The 22,405-nt window shown below is 56.8% G+C and carries 22 protein-coding genes and 1 tRNA gene; 9 read left to right on the top strand and 14 right to left on the bottom strand.

Annotated elements, in window-relative coordinates; all coding sequences use genetic code 11:
* The first annotated feature begins 113 nt into the window (after positions 1-113).
* Positions 114-350: a hypothetical protein gene (locus ACMCNM_RS23235; RefSeq protein ID WP_027596022.1), complete on the top strand. Its 237-nt coding sequence runs from the start codon at positions 114-116 to the stop codon at positions 348-350.
* 183 nt (positions 351-533) lie between these two features.
* The gene (locus tag ACMCNM_RS23230; protein WP_027596023.1) at positions 534-866 is read left to right on the top strand and encodes a ribonuclease E inhibitor RraB; all 333 of its coding nucleotides are present in this window, start codon (positions 534-536) and stop codon (positions 864-866) included.
* Between the two features lie 92 nt (positions 867-958).
* On the opposite strand, the gene ACMCNM_RS23225 is transcribed toward ACMCNM_RS23230, so the two are convergent.
* Entirely contained in the window at positions 959-1,759 is an 801-nt protein-coding gene (locus ACMCNM_RS23225) for a c-type cytochrome (RefSeq protein WP_412765505.1), read from the bottom strand.
* A 528-nt stretch (positions 1,760-2,287) separates the two neighbouring features.
* Here ACMCNM_RS23225 and ACMCNM_RS23220 point away from each other — a divergent pair.
* Positions 2,288-3,019, top strand: coding sequence for an amidotransferase (locus ACMCNM_RS23220; protein ID WP_186679501.1), 732 nt, complete (start codon positions 2,288-2,290; stop codon positions 3,017-3,019).
* A gap of 90 nt (positions 3,020-3,109) precedes the next feature.
* Here the strand turns inward: ACMCNM_RS23220 and ACMCNM_RS23215 are convergent, their stop codons facing one another.
* From ACMCNM_RS23215 to ACMCNM_RS23205, 3 genes are all read right to left on the bottom strand, one after another.
* Positions 3,110-4,081 carry a magnesium and cobalt transport protein CorA gene (locus tag ACMCNM_RS23215; RefSeq protein ID WP_027596026.1) on the bottom strand — a complete coding sequence of 324 codons (972 nt, stop codon included), beginning with the start codon at positions 4,079-4,081 and terminating at the stop codon, positions 3,110-3,112.
* A gap of 62 nt (positions 4,082-4,143) precedes the next feature.
* Positions 4,144-4,863 (bottom strand): lysophospholipid acyltransferase family protein, encoded by a 720-nt coding sequence (locus ACMCNM_RS23210; protein WP_186679504.1) that lies wholly within the window; start codon positions 4,861-4,863, stop codon positions 4,144-4,146.
* 88 nt (positions 4,864-4,951) lie between these two features.
* On the bottom strand, positions 4,952-5,641 hold the full coding sequence (locus ACMCNM_RS23205; protein ID WP_027596028.1) for a crotonase/enoyl-CoA hydratase family protein: 690 nt from the start codon (positions 5,639-5,641) through the stop codon (positions 4,952-4,954).
* 199 nt (positions 5,642-5,840) lie between these two features.
* Between ACMCNM_RS23205 and ACMCNM_RS23200 the strand changes: the two genes are divergently transcribed.
* A tRNA-Ser gene (locus ACMCNM_RS23200) sits at positions 5,841-5,930 on the top strand.
* Positions 5,931-6,149: 219 nt separating this feature from the next.
* Positions 6,150-7,556, top strand: coding sequence for an AAA family ATPase (locus tag ACMCNM_RS23195; protein ID WP_412765504.1), 1,407 nt, complete (start codon positions 6,150-6,152; stop codon positions 7,554-7,556).
* 645 nt (positions 7,557-8,201) lie between these two features.
* Here the strand turns inward: ACMCNM_RS23195 and ACMCNM_RS23190 are convergent.
* The gene (locus tag ACMCNM_RS23190; protein ID WP_412765503.1) at positions 8,202-8,771 is read right to left on the bottom strand and encodes a recombinase family protein; all 570 of its coding nucleotides are present in this window, start codon (positions 8,769-8,771) and stop codon (positions 8,202-8,204) included.
* A gap of 228 nt (positions 8,772-8,999) precedes the next feature.
* Here ACMCNM_RS23190 and drt4 point away from each other — a divergent pair, with 228 nt between their 5' ends.
* Positions 9,000-10,589, top strand: a complete 1,590-nt coding sequence (drt4, locus tag ACMCNM_RS23185) for an antiviral reverse transcriptase Drt4 (RefSeq protein ID WP_412765502.1) — start codon at positions 9,000-9,002, stop codon at positions 10,587-10,589.
* Positions 10,590-10,592: 3 nt separating this feature from the next.
* Here drt4 and ACMCNM_RS23180 read toward each other — a convergent pair whose 3' ends face one another.
* The 7 genes from ACMCNM_RS23180 to ACMCNM_RS23150 all read right to left on the bottom strand — a co-directional run bounded on the left by ACMCNM_RS23180 (position 10,593) and on the right by ACMCNM_RS23150 (position 18,499).
* Positions 10,593-10,820, bottom strand: a complete 228-nt coding sequence (locus ACMCNM_RS23180) for a helix-turn-helix domain-containing protein (protein ID WP_412765501.1) — start codon at positions 10,818-10,820, stop codon at positions 10,593-10,595.
* A 57-nt stretch (positions 10,821-10,877) separates the two neighbouring features.
* On the bottom strand, positions 10,878-11,501 hold the full coding sequence (locus ACMCNM_RS23175) for a hypothetical protein (RefSeq protein ID WP_412765500.1): 624 nt from the start codon (positions 11,499-11,501) through the stop codon (positions 10,878-10,880).
* A gap of 512 nt (positions 11,502-12,013) precedes the next feature.
* On the bottom strand, positions 12,014-13,300 hold the full coding sequence (locus ACMCNM_RS23170; protein WP_412765499.1) for a tyrosine-type recombinase/integrase: 1,287 nt from the start codon (positions 13,298-13,300) through the stop codon (positions 12,014-12,016).
* A 322-nt stretch (positions 13,301-13,622) separates the two neighbouring features.
* Complete coding sequence (locus ACMCNM_RS23165) at positions 13,623-15,755, bottom strand: TonB-dependent siderophore receptor (RefSeq protein ID WP_412765498.1); 2,133 nt, start codon at positions 15,753-15,755, stop codon at positions 13,623-13,625.
* A gap of 182 nt (positions 15,756-15,937) precedes the next feature.
* Positions 15,938-16,318 (bottom strand): hypothetical protein, encoded by a 381-nt coding sequence (locus ACMCNM_RS23160; RefSeq protein WP_186679507.1) that lies wholly within the window; start codon positions 16,316-16,318, stop codon positions 15,938-15,940.
* A gap of 63 nt (positions 16,319-16,381) precedes the next feature.
* Positions 16,382-17,593, bottom strand: a complete 1,212-nt coding sequence (locus ACMCNM_RS23155) for an MFS transporter (protein WP_412765497.1) — start codon at positions 17,591-17,593, stop codon at positions 16,382-16,384.
* A gap of 156 nt (positions 17,594-17,749) precedes the next feature.
* Complete coding sequence (locus tag ACMCNM_RS23150; RefSeq protein ID WP_099453275.1) at positions 17,750-18,499, bottom strand: 3-oxoacyl-ACP reductase family protein; 750 nt, start codon at positions 18,497-18,499, stop codon at positions 17,750-17,752.
* A gap of 118 nt (positions 18,500-18,617) precedes the next feature.
* On the opposite strand from ACMCNM_RS23150, the gene ACMCNM_RS23145 reads away from it, so the two are divergent.
* On the top strand, positions 18,618-19,556 hold the full coding sequence (locus tag ACMCNM_RS23145) for a LysR substrate-binding domain-containing protein (RefSeq protein WP_412765496.1): 939 nt from the start codon (positions 18,618-18,620) through the stop codon (positions 19,554-19,556).
* Between the two features lie 98 nt (positions 19,557-19,654).
* Here the strand turns inward: ACMCNM_RS23145 and ACMCNM_RS23140 are convergent, their stop codons facing one another.
* Together ACMCNM_RS23140 and ACMCNM_RS23135 are read right to left on the bottom strand one after the other, a co-directional pair.
* Complete coding sequence (locus ACMCNM_RS23140) at positions 19,655-20,125, bottom strand: GreA/GreB family elongation factor (RefSeq protein ID WP_238216129.1); 471 nt, start codon at positions 20,123-20,125, stop codon at positions 19,655-19,657.
* A gap of 2 nt (positions 20,126-20,127) precedes the next feature.
* Positions 20,128-20,514 carry a hypothetical protein gene (locus ACMCNM_RS23135; protein ID WP_186703671.1) on the bottom strand — a complete coding sequence of 129 codons (387 nt, stop codon included), beginning with the start codon at positions 20,512-20,514 and terminating at the stop codon, positions 20,128-20,130.
* 131 nt (positions 20,515-20,645) lie between these two features.
* Between ACMCNM_RS23135 and earP the strand changes: the two genes are divergently transcribed.
* Positions 20,646-21,779, top strand: coding sequence for an elongation factor P maturation arginine rhamnosyltransferase EarP (gene earP, locus ACMCNM_RS23130; protein WP_412765495.1), 1,134 nt, complete (start codon positions 20,646-20,648; stop codon positions 21,777-21,779).
* A 48-nt stretch (positions 21,780-21,827) separates the two neighbouring features.
* Positions 21,828-22,397, top strand: coding sequence for an elongation factor P (efp, locus tag ACMCNM_RS23125; protein WP_099428595.1), 570 nt, complete (start codon positions 21,828-21,830; stop codon positions 22,395-22,397).
* Positions 22,398-22,405: the final 8 nt, after the last annotated feature.

The following is a 22,405-nucleotide window of genomic DNA, read 5'->3' as shown; positions in this document are numbered from 1 at the left end:
TTCGCGGCCCCTTCGCCACCGCAAAGCCCTGCCAACTGAACAAATCCCCCCGCCCAAGGTCAAGCTATACAGGCGCCACACACCCGGCGTTCTTCAGATCGAGGGCTCGTTCCATGAAAGAGTGGGAAGTCATCTTTGCCGACCAGAAAGGCGAACCTACGTCATTGCGGCTGCGGGCTGAACATTGCCCCAGCGAAGAAGACGCGGCCCGTGCCATTCGCTCGCACTTGTTTCCGGTCATGGATGAATTAGACCTCAACGACTTCCAGGACCGTGCACCATCCCCCACGGCACGTTGGCTCAAAGAGCAAAATGGCGTCACCATCACCCGTATCCAGGAAGCGCCCTGAAGCTTGCGTTGACGTGGTGCCCACGCAGGCACTACGCTGGACCCAGGTGCCGGCCTATTCTGCGGGTCGGCACCCATAACATTCGCGTCTTGCATCAGCTCTATACAACTCGATCTGTCCGGCACCGCCGGCAGGTACGTAGTGCCCGGAAAGTCTATCCATTGCATTGCAGGAGGACGATTCATGAGCAGCCAGAACGACGATATCAGCAGCAATGTCCTGCGCCAGATGAAAGCTGGCGGTTTTGACTTCACCCGCATCCACCCTATCGAGTTCTACGCAGTATTCCCTGATGAAGCCGGCGCGCGACGGGCAGCCGGGCAATTTCGTGGCGAGTCCCTCAACGCCCAGGTACGCGAACGCAAAGATGGCGCCTGGCACCTTGAACTGAGCAAGGTCATGTATGCCACTTATGGAGGGATTGGCGACTTCGAAGAAACGTTCGAGCAACTCGTTTCACCGTACGGTGGCGAGGTCGAAGGATGGGGCGTCAAGCAAGAGCGACTGTGCGCCTGACCCTGACTCACCCACTGCCGCTCCACAGGCTTATGCACCTCCCTGTAGGAGCGGCCTTGTGCCGCGAAGGGCCGCCAAGCGGCCCCAACCTCTCAGGGCTTACGCCCCGCCATATGCCCCAGATAAGCCAGTAGCGCATCCAGCTCCTGCTCGCTGAGCACCGCCTCTGTAAACCCCGGCATCTTCGCCTGCGGCCACGTTCGAAGGCTTTGCGGGTCACGTATCAGCTTGCGCAAAAATGCCGGCTGGAAGTACTCGGTAGGGTTGTGCGGCAGGTTCAAGTCTGGCCCAAATTGGGCATCACCCGCGCCATTGAGGCGGTGGCAGGCCAGGCAGTTCTGCTGGAACAACGCAAACCCCTGGCGCACCGGGTTATCGGCCGGGAGCTTCGGGTCTGGCAGCAGTGCCGGGAAACGTTGCTCCACCGAAGCCAGGCGGCGGATGCTGGCGATCTGGAACGGCCACTGCTCTGGGCGGATGCCGCTGGCCTGCGGTGCTGTCCAGACCAGGTAAAACGGCCCGGCGCTCGGCTTGCCGTTGCCCAACGCGGGCCACGGCTTGGCCGGGTCTTCGACGGCCAGCCAGGCACGCGCCGGCCCTTGCTGCAGCAGCGGCGCGGCAGGCATTTCGGCAGCAAAACCATCCAGCGCCACGGCTTGCAAGTGGTCGTTCACACCCACACCCTGCAGCAGCACAGCCAAGGGGACCGCGCGATACTGCATGGGGCGCTTATAGGAAACGTCCTGCTTGATGCTGATGTCGCGCGCCTGCGGGTGGGCTAGCAGCTCGGCGCTGCTCCACTGGCGCGAGGTGTCGCCCAGCTCAAGGTGCAGCTGCGCCGCCGACAGTGGCAGGCTCAAAAGCAGGGCGAGTAGGGCAAGGCAGTGGCGCATGGGGAATCTCCGACCTTCAAGGCCGGCAGGTTACATGCGCGCTGCCTGTTGACGCCACAGCCACCGTCAGCCGAACAAACGTGTCAGGTTCGGCAGTATCAGCAGTAGAGTCGTGGCGAAGAGAATGAGCCCTGCTTGGCGTATTTTCGATTGTCTGAACATGGCGGACCGCCTTCTTGTTGTTATTCCTGAATACCCGTTGGCTTCCCTGTCGCGTTTCGGGTCGATCGCAGTGGCGTAAGTTGACGCCTGTTCTGCTTGCCTCTTGAAAGTCGATATACAACCAACAGTAGGGTGTGCGTCATCCATGTTTGAGAACCCTTTGTTCTAATTGTAAGGCTGGTTAATTTCATTGGGTTATGAGGCCAATGGCCAGCTGGCTGGCATGCTCTCGCTAGACAGTGGCGTTACTGCAAACGACACGCCGGCGAAATATGACCGTTCGTCAGTGCAGCCTACTTGCTTGTACGTGCCTTTCGCGGCAGTCTCTACAGCAGATTCCCACCCATGTCGTTCAGGACTATTTCTATGTCGTTACGCATCTGCATCCTGGAAACCGATGTCCTGCGACCGGAGTTGACGGCGCAGTACCACGGCTATGGCAGGATGTTCGAGCAGCTGTTCTCGCGTCAGCCGATCGCCGCCGAGTTTCGCGTGTACAACGTGATGAACGGCGACTATCCCGCCGACGATGAAGTGTTCGATGCCTACCTTGTGACGGGCAGCAAGGCCGATTCGTTCGGTTCCGACCCTTGGATCCAGACGCTCAAGGCTTACTTGTTAAAACTCTACGCACGGGGCGAGAAGCTGCTGGGCGTGTGTTTTGGCCATCAGCTGCTGGCTTTGACCCTGGGTGGCAAGGCCGAGCGCGCCGAGAAGGGCTGGGGTGTGGGCATCCACCGTTATTCACTGGCGGCGCATGCGCCCTGGATGGACCCGGAGGTTTCCGAGCTGACCTTGCTGATCAGCCACCAGGACCAGGTCACCGAGCTGCCGGAAGGCGCTACCGTAATTGCCTCCAGCGACTTCTGCCCCAACGCCGCCTACCACATTCGTGACCAGGTGCTGTGCTTCCAGGGGCACCCGGAGTTCGTGCATGACTACTCCCGGGCGTTGCTGGATGCGCGGCAGACGTCGTTGGGGGATGAGGTGTACCACAAGGCCATTGCCAGCCTGGCCACCGAGCACCAGGGCGACCTGGTGGGCGAGTGGATGTTGCGGTTCATTGGGCAGTCGGTGAGTAAAGACGGCGTGGCGTGATGGCGGGGGGCCGCACAGCGGCCCCAACATCAGTGCTGTACCTGTAGGAGCTGGCTTGCCTGCGATGGGCCGCACAGCGGCCCCAACATCTCAAAGCCAACCCGACTTCTTGAAGCTGGCATACAACCCCGCACACCCCAACCCAATCACCCCCAGCACACCAAAGTACCCGTACTGCCACGCCAGCTCCGGCATGTTCTGAAAGTTCATCCCATAAATCCCGGCAATCGCCGTAGGGAAGGCCAGAATCGCCGCCCAGGCCGCGAACTTGCGTTGCACGATGCTTTGGCGCGACGACTCCAGCAACATGCCGATCTCGATGGTCTGGCTGGCGATATCGCGAATGCCGACCAGGTCTTCCATCTGCCGCGTGACATGAATCTGCACATCGCGAAAATACGGTCGCATGTTCTTGTCGATGAACGGAAAGCTCAGGCGCTGCAGTTCTTCGCTCACCTCCAGCATCGGCGCCACGTACCGGCGCAGGCGCAAGATGTCGCGCCGCAGGCTGTGCAGCCGCCGGATGTCATCCTCTTGCAGCGAACCGCCCAGCACGCTTTGTTCCAGTTCTTCAATTTCGCCATGGATCGCCTCGCTGACCGGCTGGTAGTTCTCGGTCACGAAGTCGAGCAGCGCATACAGCACGAAATCTTCGCCATGCTCCAGCAGCAGCGGCCGTGCTTCGCAGCGTTGGCGCACCAGGGCGTAGGATTTCGAGTGGCCGTTGCGGCAGGTGATGATGTAGCCATTGCCAGCAAAGATATGGGTTTCGATGAACTCCAGCTTGCCTTCATGACGTACCGGCGAATAGGTGACGATGAACAGCGCATCACCGAAAGTTTCAAGCTTGGGCCGGCTGTGCTTTTCCAGCGCGTCTTCAATGGCCAGCTCGTGCAGGTTGAACTGCCGCTGCAGGTTGGCCAGCTCCTCGGCGTTGGGCTCTTCGAGGCCGATCCAGACGAAGTGGCCGGGCTTGCGCGCCCATTCGCTGCCTTCGTCGATGCTGATGTTAGTGACCTTTCTGCCGGCGCTGTACACCGCCGACGCCACGACTCGACCCATGGTTGTCCACTTATTCGATTGAACACTCTTACAGCTTGGGCTGTAAGGGCCCAGAGGGCAACCTAGCGGCGTGCGAGTTCATCTTCCATGCGGTCGATGCACTGCTGCATCTGGCTGCGGCACTGTTCGACCAGGGCGGGGATGTCGCGCTGGCTCAAACCCGCGGTAGCAATCGGCGGCAGCGAGCGTACGATCACCGTCCGCTGCCGCCAGCTGTTCAGGTTCAAACGCCGGGCATAGCGGCTGACGCACACCGGCACGATCGGTACACCGGCTTCGATGGCCATGTGAAAGGCGCCTTTCTTGAACGCCAGCAGGTGCTCTGCCGGGTTGCGGGTGCCCTCGGGGAAAATCCAGATCGATGTATCGTCCTGCAGCACCCGCGTGGTCTTTTGCAGCGCCTTGCGCGCCTGGTAGGCATTCTTGCGGTCGACCAGCACGTTGCCGCCCAGCCAGAACAGCTGGCCGAACAACGGGATCCAGCCCAGGCTTTTTTTACCAATAGCCACGGTGCGCCGCGGCACGGCCTGGCCAATGAGGAACAGGTCGAAATTGGACTGATGGTTGGCGATGATGACGCAACCGGGCGGGTGATCGAACAATGGGCCGACTTCGGCCTTGACCTTGACGCGCATCAGCCAAGCGGCCGGCACGCTATAAAGCCGGGCAAATACCCGGCTGTTGTCGGGGTTGAAGGGGCGGCACAGGCCGATAATCAGGCCGACGGCGCCAACCAACAGAAAATGCAGGGCCAGCAGGAGCATGCGCAACGAATAAAGCATGGGATGACTCACACCAGATAGTCGCATTCCAGTGTACGACTGTGCACTCAAAGAGGCAAACCTGGGGTGAGTCTGTCGATCGGCAGGGTTAGCCCATGTGGCTCTGATCCAGCTCAATAGCCTTGTCCAGAGCCTCCAGTAGGCCCTTGCGCACCTTCAGCTTGGTGTTTTTGTGCGCCAGCATGTTCAGCTTCTTCAGTTCACGGGCCGCAGCCAGGGCCGCCTCGTGCAGTTGCTCGGCCGGCACCACCTTATCGAGGAAGCCGGCGTCCAGTGCGCCTTGCGGGTCGAAGATCTCGGCGTTGATCACCGAGCGGTGGAAGGCCGAGCGGCGCAGGCGGTCGCGTGCCAGTTCGATGCCGGCATGGTGCATGGTCATGCCGATCTGCACTTCGTTCAGGCAGACCTTGTAGGGCCCGTCGACACCAATGCGGTAGTCGGCCGACAGCAGCAGGAAGGCCCCTTTGGCCACGGCATTACCGGGGCAGGCGACGATCACCGGGAACGGGTGCGACAGCAGGCGGCGGGCGAGGGTGGAGCCGGCGGTAACCAGGCCTATCGCCTCTTTGGGGCCACTGGTCATGACCTTGAGGTCGTAGCCGCCAGACAGAATGCCCGGCTGCCCGGTGATGATCACCACGGCACGTTCCTGTTCGGCGCGGTCGAGGGCGGCGTTGAAGGCAGTGATGACATCCGGCGATATGGCGTTGACCTTGCCGTTGTTCAGGGTCAGGGTGGCGATGCCGTCTTCGGCGTGGTAGGTAATCAGCTCGCTCATGGCAGAGTCCTTTTGTTGGCGTGGCGACGACGTTACCCAGCGCCGTGGGCCAGGTAAAGCAGCAAGGCTGACTGGCCGGTCAGCGTTTACCGGGCCTCAAATGCAAATGCATGAAAAATTTGAAAAAAATGCTTGCCAAAGGAAAGGCCTTCCACTAAATTAGCGCGCCTCGACAGGCTGAAAGGCTTGAAGAGAAAACGGTGAAGTGTCCGAGTGGTCGAAGGAGCACGCCTGGAAAGTGTGTATACGAGAAATCGTATCAAGGGTTCAAATCCCTTCTTCACCGCCACATTCTGAAAAGCCCCGCAAATCAAAGGTTTGCGGGGCTTTTTCATTTCTGGTTTCTATCCAGTATTTCTACCCAGCAGTTCTGGCGCCAGCTTGAGTGCCCTGAGCAGAGATGCTGCCTCCCAAGAATATGTGGTCTCCATCGGATCATCAGGTCAAAATGCCATGCCCGACGCTGCTGTCAGTCGTGTGTGATCAACATTGGAGCGGAGCTGCATTGATGCATTTTCATTTCGAACGGCTTGGACTACTCGATGAGGCCGACATTGAGCTAGCCGACCTTACCCTGATCTGTGGTGAAAACAACACGGGTAAGACCTATGCTACCTATGGCATTTATGGTTTTTTGCGTAGTTGGCGAAGTCTTCTGCGTGCTGTAATCGGGGGGGATATTGAGGCTGTCCTGAAGGACACCGATAGGTATCAGTTAGACCTGCAGGCCATGTTTGGTGGGAAAATTGACCACTATTTGGGCAAGCTGGGTCGCGCCTATATCCATATGTTGCCTCGTGTTTTTGCAACAGAGCCCGAGGTTTTCAAAGATGTCGTGTGTATTTCTCGTAGTTGTGTAAATCATGACTTCGCTGAAGGCCGGTATCAGCATTCGGTGAAGTCGGGTCCAAGCGGGAAAGTACTCGCCACAATTACGAAAGAGTCAGGGAGCGTAACTCTTGAAGTCCTTGTGGCTGACATTGATCTGGCAAGTCGGCCATTTGGTGGGTTGATTGACTTCGTTACGGATGCCGTCGCGGATATCGTATTTTCACCGCATCTGCCAAATGTTCATATCTCAAGTGCTGAGCGTACTGGGGCTGCGATATTCCGGAAAGAATTGGATATGGCTCGAACTCGTATGATCAAGGCTATCAACGAGATTGATTCAAAGGAGTTGAGGCGCAATCCTTTTCAAATTCTGCACAGCAGTATAGATGCCGACTATGCTTGGCCTGTCGAGGATAACGTCGAGTTCGTCCGACACTTGGAGGATATAGATAAGCGTGTGGGAGGATTGGCCTCTGAGCATCCAGAGCTTATAAATGCGTTCGACTCCATTATTGGTGGCTCGTATAAAGTTGTAAAGCAGCAGTTGGTTTTCCAAGCCAAGGGGGCAGGGAAGCAGCGGTTTACAATGAATGAGGCATCTAGTTGTGTGCGCGCCCTGTTGGATATCGGATTCTATCTGCGTTGTAAGGCTAATCCCGGCGATTTGTTTATAATTGATGAGCCTGAATTAAACTTGCACCCTAAGGCGCAGCGCGCATTTGCGAGACTGGTTGGGCGAATGGTGAATGCAGGGCTCAAGGTCTTCATTACCACGCATAGTGATTATCTGGTTAAGGAATTGAACACCTTGATCATGTTGCACCAGCGTACTAGGCATACACGTGCCGTTCAGGAGGCATACAAGTACGACGATGGCGAGTTGCTTGATCCGAATCGTATAAAGTTGTACATGACCGGTAGCTTGCTTAAATCCAGTGGCGGAAGTGGTCGACGTCCAAAGGTTAAGACGCTAATCCCGGCAAAAATTGACCCGGCGCATGGTATCGAAGTCGAAACTTTCGACGACACAATTGATGTTATGAACGATATTCAAGGCCAGATATTGTATGGGGGGGATCTCTGATGGCTTTGACGGCGGAGCTTCAGAAATTCTCAGACACGCTCTCATGCTGTACATACAACGGTGCTCAGCATACGCACGTGTTGATAGAAGAGCATGATGTGTCAGCAACGTTGAGGAAGGTCACCTTGATAGCGGGTGGTGGGGACTGGTTTAGCTTTTGTCCCGATAAGGGGCGAGGAAAAGCTTCATTGATGTCTCCATTGTTCGCTGTTGGTAATGGTCATGATCATCATCGAGCCTGTGATAATGTCACGATTATAAATCAAGGTGGTAGGCTTCGGGTCCTTTACATAGACTTGAAGTCAAGTATTAAGCCTGAAGGTTACTCTAGTCAGTTTCGCAGCACCCGGCAGTTTGTTCGGTATGCTATCGGTGTGTTAGAGGATTTGTATAGTACCAAATTTATACTGGCAGAAGAGAGATTCGTGATATTACATGGTGGCGGGAAGGCGCCATTATTGAACAAGACGACGACAGTTCCTAAGCGAGTGAAAATTGGATCAACTCAGCCGGACAAGCCTCATAAGCGGCCAGTGTCAGATAAGGCCAGGCTATACTTGAATGAGCTATTAGCCTAACCCCTAATGGGGCCCGCTGCCCCTTTACTCTGAAAAAAGGGTGGTAAAAGGTCGAGTGGAGTGGACCCTACCCGGCCTTGTTCCAAAGTCGTTTCACAGTACTGAGGCTGATCCCAAGTTGGCCGGCGGTCGATGATTGACTTGATCCAGCCGCTTTGCACTCTTGAACCCGTGCTGCTGACGCAGCATTTGGTCTTCCGAGTTTTTTACCTTCTAGTCTGGCTCGTGAAAGACCGGCATTGGTTCTCTCAATCAAAAGATCACGCTCAAACTCCGCGACCGCAGCGATTACGCCCATTGTCATTTTTCCTGCTGGGCTCGTTAGGTCGACCCCGCCCAATGCAAGGCAGTGAACCTTGATACCCTTGGCAGCGAGATTTTCCACAGTAGCTCGGACGTCCATTGCGTTCCTGCCAAGTCTGTCCAGCTTCGTCACCAGAAGTACGTCTCCAGGTTCCATCTTGGTCATCAGGCTCGTGAATTCTTTACGCTCGCCGGACGGAATGCTACCGGAAATCGTTTCGGTCACAATTCGGTAGGGCGCTACTTCGAATCCTTGGGCTTTAACCTCTTGAATCTGATTGTCCGCAGTCTGGTCTGAGGTACTGACTCTTGCATACAGGAATGTACGGGACATTTGAGTCGGCTTCTGTGGTGTCAAAATGGTGGGTTCATTATGGTGCCTGGTGTCAAAATGTCAATGGCTATATTTTGAAACTAGCTACGTTGCACCTTTTCCAAGGTGTCTAAATCGGACGTTTTTTGCTATAGCTAATCGCCATCAGTTGATGTGCATCACCGATGCGGCCTGGGTGGCATGATGCAACTAACCACCTAAATCAAAGAGATCATGAAGGGGATCGTCATGGACGAGGTAAGGTTCGTATTCGAAGCGCTGACACGGCACAATTTCTTTCCCAATCAGAAATCAGGTGTAGGGGAGCTGCCGCCGATATTCAGTACGCGCAAATTTACGCCGGAGATAGCAAATCTGATCGCTGATGTTGGTAGTCCGGATGGTCGGGGAAGGTTTGGATTCGATCTCGTTGAGTATTCGGCCACAAGATACAATAACGTCCCTCGTGTTCTGGGTATCCCCCATCCCAAGGCATATGGCCGTTTGGTGAGGACAATCATTGATAATTGGGAGTCCATCAGGCATGTTTGTGATAATGAAAGTAGCAAAATAAAACCGTATTTTCATGCTGACAATCGTTTGATGGTGATGAATTATGAAGGGTTTCGGGAGAAAGTAATTGATAAGTGCAAGAAGTCGTTCGGAAAGCGATTCTTGGTAGATACGGATATTTCTGGTTGCTTCAATAGTATCTACACTCATGCGATAGAGTGGGCGGGCGTAGGCGTTACTGAATCAAAAGAGGGATTAGCGACGGGGGCGAACTCAAAGCATTGGTCTAAATTATTGGATAGCGCCCAATCAAGAACTCGTAGAGGTGAAACTCAGGGAATCACAATCGGTCCTGCAACCTCTAGTGTAATTGTCGAGTTGATTCTGTCAAAGGTTGATGATGCTCTTGAGGGTTTTGAATTTTCCAGATATGTAGATGATTATGTGTGTTATTGCTCTGACTCCGCTGAAGCTGACAAGTTTCTACGAGTTTTAGCCTCTGAATTGAAGAGGTACAAGCTTAGTCTTAATCTTGGAAAGACTAAAATTGATTCTTTGCCTTCGGCTATTCAGACTGATTGGGTTTCCAAGTTGCATGCTGCGCTTCCGGTATTTGACGATGATGGTAGGTATCAATCCGAGGTGGTGATGAGATACATTGAATATGCTATCTCTCTTAATGAGCAAGCACCTGATGGAAGTGTTTTAAAATATGCGATTCGACAGGTTGTATATCGTATAGAAAAAGGATCGGCATCTATAATTGCTTATTATTTCGTCAATTTGAGTTGGCATTATCCGCTTCTTTTGCCATTTATTGGTCTGTTGTTTGAGCTGCATGAGTTCGAGTATTCTGAGTATGAAGAAAGATTTAATCTAATTGTTTTTGAAAATGCCCGAAATTCAAGATCGGATGGCATGTGTTGGCCGCTTTACTTTATGCACAAATACAACATGAAGTTGGATGATTATGTCTTCAATGAAGTTGTGGCTTCTCGGGATTGTTTAGCGCTTTGTGTGATGATGGCGATTACAGGCTGGAACGAAAAACTTGAAAGTCTGGCCAATGACATAGCATCCAAGTCAGATTATGATAAAGACCAGCAGTGGGTGTTTTTGTATCAGGCATTCTTGAAAGGGTATATTCCAAATCCGTACCAAGACCCTTGTTTTGAAATAATGCGCGAAGAATGCGTAGACTTTATGCCGATTGATGATTCAAAAAGTCGGGCTGAGAACTATTGCGTGTACTTGTATGCTAGTCAGGTATTTTCACCCAAAGAAAAAACTATGTCATACAAGGAATATGTACAGAAACACCCGTAGAAACTATGACTGTGTTTCAGGATGGGTTGATTTCACGCTCGCATAGAAATCTTTCATCAGTTCAACGAAATCACAGCCGAGCACATCGCGCAGGTCCAGCATCTGTACGATATCGAGTCGGCGGATTCCTCGTTCTATGTCGCTCATGAAGGATTGGGGACGTCCAAGGGCGGTCGAGCGTTTTGCCTGGGTCAGGCCAGCCTTGATCCGCCGCGCCCTGCTAGCCTCCATTACGTCACCATACTAAAACAAGTGGTTACGTATTGGTTTTCAAAGTGGACTGTGGTATTACCATGTTATGCCGCTGTAAGCTCCTGTGGTGGATTTTGAGAGCAGTGCGGGTGGCGACCCATGCCAGGGTATAGGGGTGGCTATGAATTGCTCTAAAATCGCTTCTGGTGGCGTTTCTGGGGTTTGGTGCTGGGCGTGAATTGTCAGTGGTCGTTTTCCACCTTTTTTCCACGTACTGACATCTGATTGAACCTTTTTGCAGCAACTGGTCGATTGTTGTCCTTCATTCTTTGTGCTTGTTTTGGAAAGATAACTCATCCATTTGAAGTATTCGTCCATGCCATTTTCCGATACAAGAAGTTGGCCGTGGTTATTGTTCTTTGGTGTTATTACTTTGTAGTCTGATAGAAAGTCGGCTGATTTCAGTTCTGCAAGAAAGTGTTGGATGCTTTTCTTTGTGTTGATCTTTCCGTCAATTATTATAGATATATGGTAATGAATTCCATCGTCGCGGGGGTCGTCTTCTTTGACTGAGACTCGAAGCGGGATGTAGCCGAATTTTCTTTTGTAGAATGTTGTTAGTCTTGCTGAAAATGATTGGAGTGTCATTTTTTTGGTGAGTCTTATTCTTATGTGAAGTCCTAATGGTGTTTTGAGATTTTGGCTCGAGTGGTAGATCATAACATACAGGTTTTCCAGTATGTTGGTTCTGCATGTAAGTTTGCTATTGCATTTTATTTCTTTTTTTAGAAAGTGGTCTTGGTTGAATGTGTTCTTCATTGATCTGTGGTGTTGCTTTAGCTTAAAGTTAATTGTTCCCGGTGGATTATATTGCTGTCTTTCGATTCTTTGGTCGTTCTTGGCTGGCAGTCTTCTCCCGTGGATTCACTACAAGAGAAATAACGTTCCCCCATTGAAATCAGGCCTTAAAGGGCATGTTCCTTGGCTTTCACATGGGGTGCTGTTGTTTGCAAGTCAATCGTTAGGGGCGGAGATTGTGGCGTTGTTCGAGGAGCGGTATTTATATAAAATTCAGGGGTGTTGTGGGGGCGTGATGTTGTCAACATACCATGAAGTCAGCCGTTTCTAAACATTCGACACAAATTTTGTGTGGGTGAGCTGTCGTTGCAAGTGGGTGGTGACTTTTTCTATATGGCAGCCCTTGATGTGTAGGGCTACCAGGTCCCATTCAGCTACTCACTGAAGTCGAATTCAATGCAGTCCAAGGCCGTCTTCATCTGCTCGACCGTTGGTCCTTTGGCATATATATCGAATGTGATGGTTCCTCTAGCGTGACCAAGGATAGACATGATGGTCAGAGGTGGGATTCCAGAGCGTTCAAGCATAGTTGCTGTGGTTTTTCGAATGCTGTGGAAAACCTTTTCATTCCCGAACCCCATCTTCTTTTTCAGACGCCCAAATCTTTTTGATAGTGGGTCTGATCGTTTGCCGTACTTGTTGTTCCCGCTTGATGCTATTAGGAAGCCGTCTGGTGTGGCTTTGCAAAGCTCTGAGAACAGTTTTTCGAGCTTTGATGGGATTGCAATTGTTCTGTTGCCTGCCCTTGTTTTTGCATCAATGACAGTGAATGATGTTTCTGTGACCCTGGATTTGTGCAGCTGGCATATTTCTTCAATGCGGCAACCGGTGTATGCTCCAATCATGATCGTATTTGCAAGCATCTGATCGCCAGATTTCATGGATTCTGCAAAAATCTGTTCGACTTCTTCTTTTGTGAATGCAGTATATGATGTCTTGGTTTGCTCTTTTCGCATTGATGGGATTTTGTGGTCCGCGAAAGGGTTATCCTTGTCTTTTAGTCTTCTATCTTTGATTGTCAGAAATTTCCAAAATGCTCGACATGCAAATATGGCTGTTTGTTTTGATTGTTTAGAAAGTTTTAGGCTTTGAAGAAAGCTTTCGAAGGACTCATGGGTGATCTGTAGTGTGTTTTCATCCATAAACTTTGCGTAGCGACGCACAAAGGATGCCTGTGTTGCAGCAGTCTTCTCGATGACGTGGAAATCTGATTGATGCTTTTGGAATTCGGTGATTAGCTTTTCGTTTATTGCGGTAACATGGTTTGTGTTACCTTTTACAATGTCCTTTAATTGGTTTCTAAGCGGCTCGGAAAGTCCGTGTTTTAGTGCAATCTGGATTATCCCGACGTCTCGAATTTCATGCGGTTCACTCAGGTCGTCGGAAGGTGCTTTAGCAATTGCAGCAAAAACCTTTTGACGAAGTTCTTCAGCCTCTACCTTCCATATTGGGGAATCTTGACCGTCTCTGGCCGCTTGAATCTTTCGTTTCCAGTCTGCGAGGATGGACAAACTAGCGGTTTTAGCGACGTTGCGGTTCCCCGTTCTCAAGCTTTTCGTAAGAACTTTTTTGAAGAAAAAGTCGGGGTGTGTTCGTACGTCCAGAGGGATGTCCAGGCGGACGTGCCAAGTGCCGCCTTTCAGAATGAGATGATCTGCCATGGTTGGGTGGCGCTCGGTGGTTTCTATCCACTGATTCTACCCAAAATGAGGCTTTGCTCAAATGGTGCCGGTTTTGAAGGGTTTGTATCATTTATGGCGGTGAATCCCTTCTTCACCGCCACATTCTACAAAAAGCCCCCGCGCTGAAAAGCTCGGGGGCTTTTTGTTTTTGGGCTGCTCACCTGTCAGGTGATGGCGGTCCCTGTAGGAGCGGCCTGCAAAGCAGCCCCAAGTTTCAGCGTCGCCGCACATATTGCTGGGGCTGCTTCGCAGCCCTTTCGCGACGCAAGGCCGCGCCTACACAAAGGCAGTGCGCAGGGTTTCAGAAACTCACAGACGCTGACAACCGTGCCGTACGCGGCGCACCCTGGAACAGGTAGTTGTCCCCCAGGTAATCCCCCACATCGCGCCAGTAGCGCTTGTCGAACACGTTATCCACGGTCAACCGCAGCACCGTGTCATACCCCCCAATGCGGGTGCGGTAGCGGCTGCCGACGTCGAACACGGTATAACCGCCCACCTCGACATTACCCGCCTGGCTGGCATATTTGCTGGCGCTGTAGCGCGCACCGCCCAGCAGCGCCAGGCCTGGTACCGGCAGGCTGTATTCGGCCTGCAACGCCGCACGCAGTTTGGGCACATTGATTGCCTGATGCCCTTCGTAGTCCTCGGTCCCGCTGTTTTTTACCCGCGCGCGAATGGCTGCGGCACTCGCCTGCACTTGCAGGTTCGAGGTTACCCAGCCACTGGTGCCCAGCTCTAGGCCGGTGTTTTTCTGTTGGCCTTGCTGGACATAGGTGAAGGTGCCTTGGCCATCGGGGCGTGCGTATTGATACGCCTGGCGGATCTGGAACAGTGCGGCACTGAAGCTGATGCCTTGCCAGTCGCGCTTGATGCCCAACTCCAGCTGGCGTGACAGGGTGGGGGCGAGGATTTCAGCCGCGTTGCTGGCAAACCACGGTGCGGTACCGCCAGCCGACAGGCCTTTGGCATAGCTGGCGTACAGCGTGGTGTCTGGGCGTGGCTTGTAGATGAGCGCAGCATTGGGTAGCAACTGGTACTGGCGAGTGTGGCGCCCGGCAACACCGGTCTCGTCCCAGGTCTGCTCGTCCAGGCGCACTTCGCGAGCGCCGATCACGGTTTGCCACTGCTCGTTGAAGCTGATGCGATCACTCACGAACAGGCCGTACTGGCGGCTGTCGAGGCGACGCTCGCTGGCGCCGATCGGCTTGTCAGACGGGGCGAGTGCTGGCGCACCGGTGTAGATACTGCCGGTACCCAGCCACTCGTTGTAATAGGGGCGTTGATCCACCGTGCGGCGTTGCGCGCTGCTGCCGATTGTCAGGTCGTGCCCTACGCCCAAGGCATCGAAGCGGCCGTTGAGCGTGGCCTGTGCTTCATCGGTGCGGCGGGTGTCATCCGGGCTGCGGTAGTCATAGATGTCGTAGTCGCCATTGCTGCCGAAAAACGCCCCCTCGCTCGAGCCCCAGGCAAACGCACTGTAATCGTCGATCACCACCTTGCTGCGCGACGCACTCAACGTGCCGGTCCAGGCCTCGTTGAAGCGATACTCGAAACGCCCGCCCAGGTTCAGCGAATCGTTCTGCACCGGCTTGGCCCACTGCTGGTAGGCCAGGCGATCATGCGGGTCGATACCGTGTGGCACCTCGGTGCCGCCGAGCAACTGGTAACCGGGCACCGAGCGTTGTTCGCGGTGCTGGTACTCGGCGTCCAGCTGCAGCGTGGCATCCGGGTTGATCTGCCAGTCGAAGGCCAGCGAGGCGAAGTCGCGCTTGCCGTCGGCATGGTCGACATAGCTGCGGATGTCTTCATGGGCCAGGTTGGCGCGCAGGCCGAACTGCCGCTCGCTGCCGAACCAGCCGCCCAGGTCGGTGGCCAGGTAACGTTCGCCTTGTTCGTTGGTCGATACCGTCACGCTGCGCACGTCTTCGGCGCGCTTGGTCACGTAGTTGATCAGGCCGCCCGGTTCCGAAACGCCGCTTTGCAGCCCCGACAAGCCCTTGAGCAATTCCACTTGCTGTTTGTTTTCCAGGGCCACGTTCTGCTCGCCGGCAATGGTCTGGCCATTGATCCGGTAGCTGCTGGCGGCATTCAGCTCGAAGCCGCGCACGTTGAAGTTTTCGTAATAGCCGATGGGCGCATAGCTTTCCCCCACAGAGGCGTCGCTTTGCAGCACTTCGCTGAGCTTGCGCACCTGGCGGTCCTCCAGCAGTTGCTGGCTGAACACGCTGACCGAGGCCGGGGTGTCGAGCAGCGGCACGGCCTGGAAACCACCCACCGAGGCTTCGCGCACCTGGTAGCCGTCGTTGCCATAGCTGTCGGAGACCCGCAGCGGGTCCAGCACGATGCTGTCTTCGGCTAGCAAATGAGGGCAATGCAGGGCCAGGCCCAGGCTGAGCAAGCTCAGGGGCAGGCGGGGGCGAAGCGGGGGCATGCGGAGGCTCCTGGATACGCGACACCTGTGCCGGCCTCTTCGCGGGGCAAGCCCGCTCCTACAGGACTTTGCGCAACCCTTGTGGGAGCGGGCTTGCCCCGCGAAGAGGCCGGTACAGGCCATGAAAAAGGCGGCATCTTAACAGCCGCCTTCAACATTGGACGATCACGCCCGCGCGATATTCAGTCGTTGCTGGCCGGGCGCTTGTGCTGGCGCCAGTTGTCGTCGATCTTCGACCAGGTCTTGCCATCGGTGACGGCCAGCAGTTTGCGCCCGTCCTTGAAGGTGGCGAGGAAGGTGGCTTCTTCTTCCTTGCCACCGAGCCAGAGCCCGGCCAGCAGCCCCACCGGCCCGGCCACCAAGGCCCCAGCTACACCCCAGCCAAGGGCGGTACCCAGGCTGCGGCTGGACTCCAAACTGGACAGCTTGAGGTCACTGATGCGTGCGAGTGAGATCCGCTCGCCAGGCGAGGGGCTGCGCGGGGTCTTGAGTGTGAGCGATCCGTTGCGATACTCGCCTTCACCTTGCAAGAAATCGCCGGATCGAACCGTGAGTCTTGTCATAAAGTCGTCCTTCAGGGAGGGGGCATTGTCCAGCGCTTACTTGAGCCCTCCCGAGGCAGGCAGTCAACGCTCAGGCGACGGAGGGTAGTGCGTTGCAATGTCGCGGCTGATGCGCTTGCGCTCGGCCAGCGCCCAGGCCAACAGTGCCAGCGTACCGATCACCAAGCCGGCCACGACAATGCCCATCCAGCCCTGACGCTGGAACAACTGCGTCCCCAGCAGCGACCCCAGCGCACCGCCGATGAAGTAGCAAGTGATATAGCCTGCATTCAGCCGTGTGCGCGCCTCTGGCCGCAGCGCGATCACCGCGTTTTGGTTGCTCACGTGTACCAGCTGTACGGCCAGGTCGAGCATCAATACCCCCAGCAGCAACGCCAGCAGCGAGTACTCGGCAAAGCCAAGCGGCACCCACGACAGCAGCAGTACGATCAGCCCGACCGTGGTGCCTAACGCCCCTTTGCCGCGGTCGGCCAGGCGCCCAGCCCAGTTGGCCGACAGCGCCCCCGCCGCGCCTGCCAAACCGAACAGGCCGATCACCGCGTCCGAGTAGTGGTAGGGCGCTTGCGCCAGCAGGAAGGCCAGCGGTGTCCAGAACAGCGCGAACAGGCTGAACGCCAGCAAGCCCAGCAGCGAGCGCAAGCGCAGCACGGGCTCTTCGATGAACAGGCGGAACACCGAGCCGATCAAGGCCGGGTACTTCAAACCGGCATGGCTGTGGTGCTGCGGCAAGCTGCGATACAGGGCCAGGGCGGTGATGGCCATCAGTACCGCGGCCAGCACATAGATGCTGCGCCAGCCACCCAACTCCGCCATGAAACCGGCCGCCGTACGCGCCAGCAGAATGCCCAGCAACAGGCCGCTCATCAGTGTGCCCACTGCGCGCCCGCGCTGGTGCGGCTCACTCAGGCTCGCGGCCATCGGCACCAGGATTTGCGCCACCACCGAGAACAGGCCGGTCAGCGCGGTGCCGAGCAGCAACCACGGCAGGCTCGGTGCGCAGGCGCTGATGACCAGGCCGAGGGTCGAAATGGCGGTCATCACCGTGATCAGGCGGCGTTGCTCGAATAGGTCGCCCAGGGGCGCCAGCAGCAACAGGCCAGCGCCATAGCTGAGCTGGGCGGCGATGACGATGCTGCCGGCGCCGGCGGTGCTCAGGCCGAACTGCTGGGCGATGCTGTGCAGCAACGGTTGCGCGTAGTAGTTGCTGGCCACGGCCAGGCCGGTGGCGGTGGCCATCAGCAGGATCAGGGCGCGACTGAGGGTCGGGGCGTTCATGGGGATCTCGGGGGGCATTGGCAGGGGGCTGTATTCTAGGGCGTTGAGGGTATGGCGGGGGATGTTTAGCGCCTGGGAGATCGAGCGCCGCGCGGGCGGCGCTCGATCTCATAGGCGCAAAAAAAACCAAGGCAGACACCTAGAACTGCGCCCACCTCAAGCCGCAAACCCACCATCCGCCGTCAAACTGGCCCCCGTGATGTACCCCGCCTCCGGCCCCGCCAGGTAGGCCACGAAACTGGCAATCTCATCCGCCTGCCCATAGCGCCCGATGGCCATCAGCGGTATCAGGCTGTCGGCAAACTCACCGCTGGCCGGGTTCATGTCGGTGTCTACCGGGCCGGGCTGCACGTTGTTGACGGTGATGCCCTGGGGGCCGAGGTCGCGTGCCATGCCGCGGGTCAGGCCAACCAGCGCCGATTTGCTCATGGCGTAGGGGGCGCCACCGGCAAAGGGCATGCGCTCGGCGTTGGTGCTGCCGATGTTGATGATGCGCCCGCCCTGGCCCATGTAGCGCACGGCCGCTTGGCTGGCGACGAACACGCTGCGCACATTCACCGCCAGCATGCGGTCGAAGTCACCCAAGTCGAACTCGGCGATCGGCGCCACCGTCAGCACACCGGCGTTGTTCACCAGAATGTCCAGCCCACCAAAGGCCTTCGCGGTGTCATCCACCGCCAATTGCACGGCTGCGGCGTCGGCGCTGTCGGCGCGCAGGGCGAGGGCTTGGCCGCCGTTGCCGATGATTTCCTGGGCCAGCTGTTCTGCCGGGCCGGCGGAGCTGACGTAGGTGAAGGCAACCCGAGCACCGTCGCGGGCCAGGCGGCGCACGATGGCCGCACCAATGCCGCGGGAGCCGCCCTGGACCAGGGCTACCTTACCGTCGAGTGGAAGTTGTTTGGACATGCTGATCTCCTGCTGGGAAGCAAGGCCGAATGCCTTGGATGGGCGCAGTATCGGTGGCTAATTACCTGCTGATAAGATGGCAATCACTATTAGCAGAGTAAACCCTTGGTTGTTAATCATGGCCGTGGAGTCGTTCAACGCCCTCGAATGCTTTATCCGCAGCGCCGAGGTCGGCAGCTTCGCCGAGGCCGCTCGCCGCCTGAGCCTGACCCCCGCCGCAGTGGGCAAGCATGTGGCTCAGCTGGAAGCCCGGTTGGGCGTGCGACTGTTCCAGCGTAGTACCCGCAAGCTGACCTTGACCGAAGCAGGCCAGCGTTTTCTGGGTGAAGTGAGTGACAGCTTTCGTACCATCCAGTACGCCGTGGCTAACCTGGCCAGTGCCGAAGGCCAACCAGCCGGGTTGCTTCGGGTCAGCATGGGCACGGTGTTTGGGCGGTTGTACGTGTTACCCCTGTTGGGAGAATTCTTGCGCCTTTACCCGGCGATTACCCCGGATTGGCATTTTGACAATCGCCAGGTCGACCTGATCGGCCAAGGCTTCGATGCTGCCATCGGTGGCGGTTTTGATTTGCCGCCGGGGGTGGTGGCGCGCAAGCTGACCCCGGCACACCGGGTGCTGGTGGCTGCGCCTGCCTACCTGGACCAACAGGCGCCGATCGAGGGCCCGCAGGCGCTGCAGCGCCACGCCGGCATTCTGATTCGCTCACCGCAGACCGGCCGGGTGCGCTCCTGGCCGCTGACCAGTCGCTGGCAGGAGCAGCAGCCGTTGGTGCTGCGCCAAGCAATGACCATGAGCGATTCGGATGCGGCCTGCGCGGTGGCGCAGCAGGGGTTGGGGGTTGCCTTGGTCAGTCTGCCGTTTGCCGTGCCTTACCTGCAGGCCGGGCGGCTGCGGCGGGTGTTGCCGGATTGGTATGTGGACGATGGTCATATCAGCGTGTATTACGCCCAGCACAAATTGTTGCCCGGGAAGACGCGGGCGTTTATCGATTTTGTCGTGGAGCAGTTCGCGCAGCAGGGGTTGGCGGGGCAGTTCGATGCGCTGCAGGGCCTTTAGATTGATGCTGCCTGATCCGGCCTCTTCGCGGGTAAACCCGCTCCCACAGGGATGGCGCAATACCTGTGGGAGCGGGCTTGCCCCGCGAAGAGGCCGGGTCAGGCAACATCAACAATGAAAAATACCTGCGCCCCCAAGCTCACCTCGTCATCTACCCGCTTGCCCACCAGCTGCTGCCCCAGCGGCGAGCGCGGTGTGATCACGGTCACCAGTTCATCCCCTTCACCCACTTTCAACCCGGCCGCCTCAGGCCCGAGGAACAGCCTACGTTGCTGGCCATCCTCGTCCTCAAGGGTCACCAGGTTGCTCACCTGCACGCCACGCGCAGGGTCGTAGTCACGCAACAGCAGTTGCTGGTAAATCTGCAACGCCTGGCGAATCTCGGCAGTACGCCGCGCCTGGCCGGTGGCCAGGTACGAAGCTTCAAGGCCCAAGGTGTCATACTTGTTTTCGGCGATGTTCTCTTCCGCGGTGGCGGCTTCGTACGCGGTCTGCGCGGCGCGGCTCAGCACGTCTACGTCATGTTCGAGGGTCGCGACGATGCGCGTGAGTAGCAGGGGCTTGTCCATCTTCAGTAACAGAACTCCAGCACATGGGCCTGGCTTTTTTCGGTGGGCGCGGTGCGGTTCTGTTGCAGCCAGAACTGGCACTTGGGGCTGTTGAGGTTGCGAGGGTTGCCTTGGGCGGCCTCGGCGGCCTGTTGCAGTTGCTGCTGGTGCAGGATGTCCTTGTAGCGCTCGAACATCTCGCCCTGGGCATCTGCCGGTGGCGGCGCGGCGGGTTGGCTGCGGGCAGGGGCCATGGCCTGGGCGACCGGCTGCACCTGCTCTGGCCACAGCTGCAACGCCAACCACAGGCTCATGGCGATGGCCACGGCGCCCAGCCACAGGCCAAAGGCCACGCAGAGGATCAGTTGCAACGGCTTGAGGGTGATTTTCAGTTCGCGGTGGCGGGGCATGGCAGCCTCCTGGCAGGGCAGTTCGAGGTGCATTGTCGCACGCTGTCGGCGAATTTTACCCGTGGGTGCTTTTGTCCACGGCAATTAATCCGCAGAATTCGCGGTTTTGGGCACCATGAGGGGGAGGGCACATGAAGGCCACCTGGGACATCTTTTGCACCGTCGTCGACAATTATGGCGACATCGGCGTCACCTGGCGCCTGGCGCGGCAACTGGTGGACGAGCACGATCTGGCGGTGCGCCTGTGGGTGGACGACCTGAACGCCTTCGTGCCGATGTGCCCCGGTGCTGATGCCGCGGCGCTGCAACAATGGCAGCACGGTGTCGATGTGCGCCAGTGGCCTGCCGAGTGGCTGCCGGTGGAGCCTGCCGAGGTGGTGATCGGCGCGTTCGCCTGCCAGCTGCCGGTGCACTATGTCGAGGCCATGCGTGCGCGGCCCAAGCCGCCGCTGTGGCTGAACCTCGACTACCTCAGTGCAGAGGACTGGGTTGAGGGCTGCCACGGTTTGCCGTCGCCCCAGCCCAACGGCTTGCGCAAAGTATTCTTCTTCCCAGGCTTTACCGAAAAAACCGGTGGCCTGTTGCGTGAGGGCGATTTACTGGCGCGGCGCGAAGCCTTCGCGCAGTCTGCCGAAGCCCGGCAGGCATTCTTGCAGCGCCTGGGTGTACACCCCGAGGCGCAAGCGCGGCTGATCTCGCTGTTCGCCTATGAGAACACCCAGCTGGGCAACTGGCTGGATGCGTTGGCAGCAGATACCCAGCCGACCCACCTGCTGGTACCGCAAGGGCGCATCCTGGCTGACGTCGCCCATTGGCTGGGCGAGCCGGGGCTGGCGGTGGGCGATGTGCGCCTACGCGGGTCGCTGACGGTGCAAATTTTGCCGTTCGTCAGCCAGGACGATTATGATCGCCTGCTGTGGGCCTGCGACTTCAATGCCGTGCGCGGCGAAGACTCGTTCGTGCGTGCGCAGTGGGCCGGGCGGCCGATGCTGTGGCACATCTACGTGCAGGACGAGAACGCCCACTGGGAAAAACTCGAAGCGTTCCTTGCGCATTATCGACAAGGCCTGTCAGACGATGCCGCTGACGCACTGGTTGCGTTGTGGCGTGCCTGGAACATGGACCACGACGTCGGCCAGGCGTGGCAAGCGGCCCAGCGGCACTGGCCAGAACTGCAGCAGCATGCCCGAGATTGGGCGGCCCGGCAGGCCACTCGGCCGGACCTTGCCATGACGCTGGTACAGTTTTACCGAAATTGGCTATGATATGCGGCCTCGATTTTTATAAATCCATCCAGATTCGGATACTTCGTAATGAAAACTGGTAAAGAACTGAAACCCGGTACCGTACTGCGGATCGACAACGACCCGTGGCTGGTTCAAAAAGCTGAGTTCACCAAATCGGGCCGTAACAGCGCGATCATGAAAACCAAGCTGAAGAACCTGCTGACCGGCTACAAGACCGAAACCGTCTACGGTGCGGACGACAAGCTGGACGACGTGATCCTGGATCGCAAAGAAGCGACCCTGTCGTTCATCAGCGGTGACTCGTACACCTTCATGGACACCACCGACTACACCATGTACGAACTGAACGCCGAAGACATCGACGCCGTTCTGCCGTACATCGAAGAAGGCATGGAAGACATCTGCGAAGCCGTCTTCTTCGAAGGCCGCCTGGTATCGGTTGAACTGCCGACCACCATCAGCCGTAAAGTTGTCTACACCGAGAACGCTGCGCGTGGTGACACCTCCGGCAAAGTGATGAAGCCTGCCAAGCTGGCAAACGGTACCGAGATCTCGGTTGCCGACTTCATCCAGATCGACGAGTGGATCGACATCGACACTCGCGACAACAGCTTCAAAGGCCGTTCCAAGAAGTAATTCTTCTT

This window comes from Pseudomonas sp. NGC7, assembly GCF_047159675.1.
GTDB classification, from domain to species: domain Bacteria; phylum Pseudomonadota; class Gammaproteobacteria; order Pseudomonadales; family Pseudomonadaceae; genus Aquipseudomonas; species Aquipseudomonas kermanshahensis.
This window is presented reverse-complemented; position numbering and strand designations above follow the sequence as displayed.

Bases quoted from the DNA above. Each gene is read 5' to 3' on its own strand.
- efp (WP_099428595.1), top strand. From the start codon at position 21,828: ATGAAAACTGGTAAAGAACTGAAACCCGGTACCGTACTGCGGATCGAC.
- ACMCNM_RS23220 (WP_186679501.1), top strand. From the start codon at position 2,288: ATGTCGTTACGCATCTGCATCCTGGAAACCGATGTCCTGCGACCGGAG.
- ACMCNM_RS23210 (WP_186679504.1), bottom strand. From the start codon at position 4,863: ATGCTTTATTCGTTGCGCATGCTCCTGCTGGCCCTGCATTTTCTGTTG.
- ACMCNM_RS23175 (WP_412765500.1), bottom strand. From the start codon at position 11,501: ATGATCTACCACTCGAGCCAAAATCTCAAAACACCATTAGGACTTCAC.
- earP (WP_412765495.1), top strand. From the start codon at position 20,646: ATGAAGGCCACCTGGGACATCTTTTGCACCGTCGTCGACAATTATGGC.
- ACMCNM_RS23205 (WP_027596028.1), bottom strand. From the start codon at position 5,641: ATGAGCGAGCTGATTACCTACCACGCCGAAGACGGCATCGCCACCCTG.
- ACMCNM_RS23230 (WP_027596023.1), top strand. From the start codon at position 534: ATGAGCAGCCAGAACGACGATATCAGCAGCAATGTCCTGCGCCAGATG.
- drt4 (WP_412765502.1), top strand. From the start codon at position 9,000: ATGGACGAGGTAAGGTTCGTATTCGAAGCGCTGACACGGCACAATTTC.
- ACMCNM_RS23165 (WP_412765498.1), bottom strand. From the start codon at position 15,755: ATGCCCCCGCTTCGCCCCCGCCTGCCCCTGAGCTTGCTCAGCCTGGGC.
- ACMCNM_RS23190 (WP_412765503.1), bottom strand. From the start codon at position 8,771: ATGTCCCGTACATTCCTGTATGCAAGAGTCAGTACCTCAGACCAGACT.
- ACMCNM_RS23150 (WP_099453275.1), bottom strand. From the start codon at position 18,499: ATGTCCAAACAACTTCCACTCGACGGTAAGGTAGCCCTGGTCCAGGGC.
- ACMCNM_RS23170 (WP_412765499.1), bottom strand. From the start codon at position 13,300: ATGGCAGATCATCTCATTCTGAAAGGCGGCACTTGGCACGTCCGCCTG.
- ACMCNM_RS23155 (WP_412765497.1), bottom strand. From the start codon at position 17,593: ATGAACGCCCCGACCCTCAGTCGCGCCCTGATCCTGCTGATGGCCACC.
- ACMCNM_RS23215 (WP_027596026.1), bottom strand. From the start codon at position 4,081: ATGGGTCGAGTCGTGGCGTCGGCGGTGTACAGCGCCGGCAGAAAGGTC.
- ACMCNM_RS23160 (WP_186679507.1), bottom strand. From the start codon at position 16,318: ATGACAAGACTCACGGTTCGATCCGGCGATTTCTTGCAAGGTGAAGGC.
- ACMCNM_RS23195 (WP_412765504.1), top strand. From the start codon at position 6,150: ATGCATTTTCATTTCGAACGGCTTGGACTACTCGATGAGGCCGACATT.
- ACMCNM_RS23235 (WP_027596022.1), top strand. From the start codon at position 114: ATGAAAGAGTGGGAAGTCATCTTTGCCGACCAGAAAGGCGAACCTACG.
- ACMCNM_RS23180 (WP_412765501.1), bottom strand. From the start codon at position 10,820: ATGGAGGCTAGCAGGGCGCGGCGGATCAAGGCTGGCCTGACCCAGGCA.
- ACMCNM_RS23145 (WP_412765496.1), top strand. From the start codon at position 18,618: ATGGCCGTGGAGTCGTTCAACGCCCTCGAATGCTTTATCCGCAGCGCC.
- ACMCNM_RS23140 (WP_238216129.1), bottom strand. From the start codon at position 20,125: ATGGACAAGCCCCTGCTACTCACGCGCATCGTCGCGACCCTCGAACAT.
- ACMCNM_RS23225 (WP_412765505.1), bottom strand. From the start codon at position 1,759: ATGCGCCACTGCCTTGCCCTACTCGCCCTGCTTTTGAGCCTGCCACTG.
- ACMCNM_RS23135 (WP_186703671.1), bottom strand. From the start codon at position 20,514: ATGCCCCGCCACCGCGAACTGAAAATCACCCTCAAGCCGTTGCAACTG.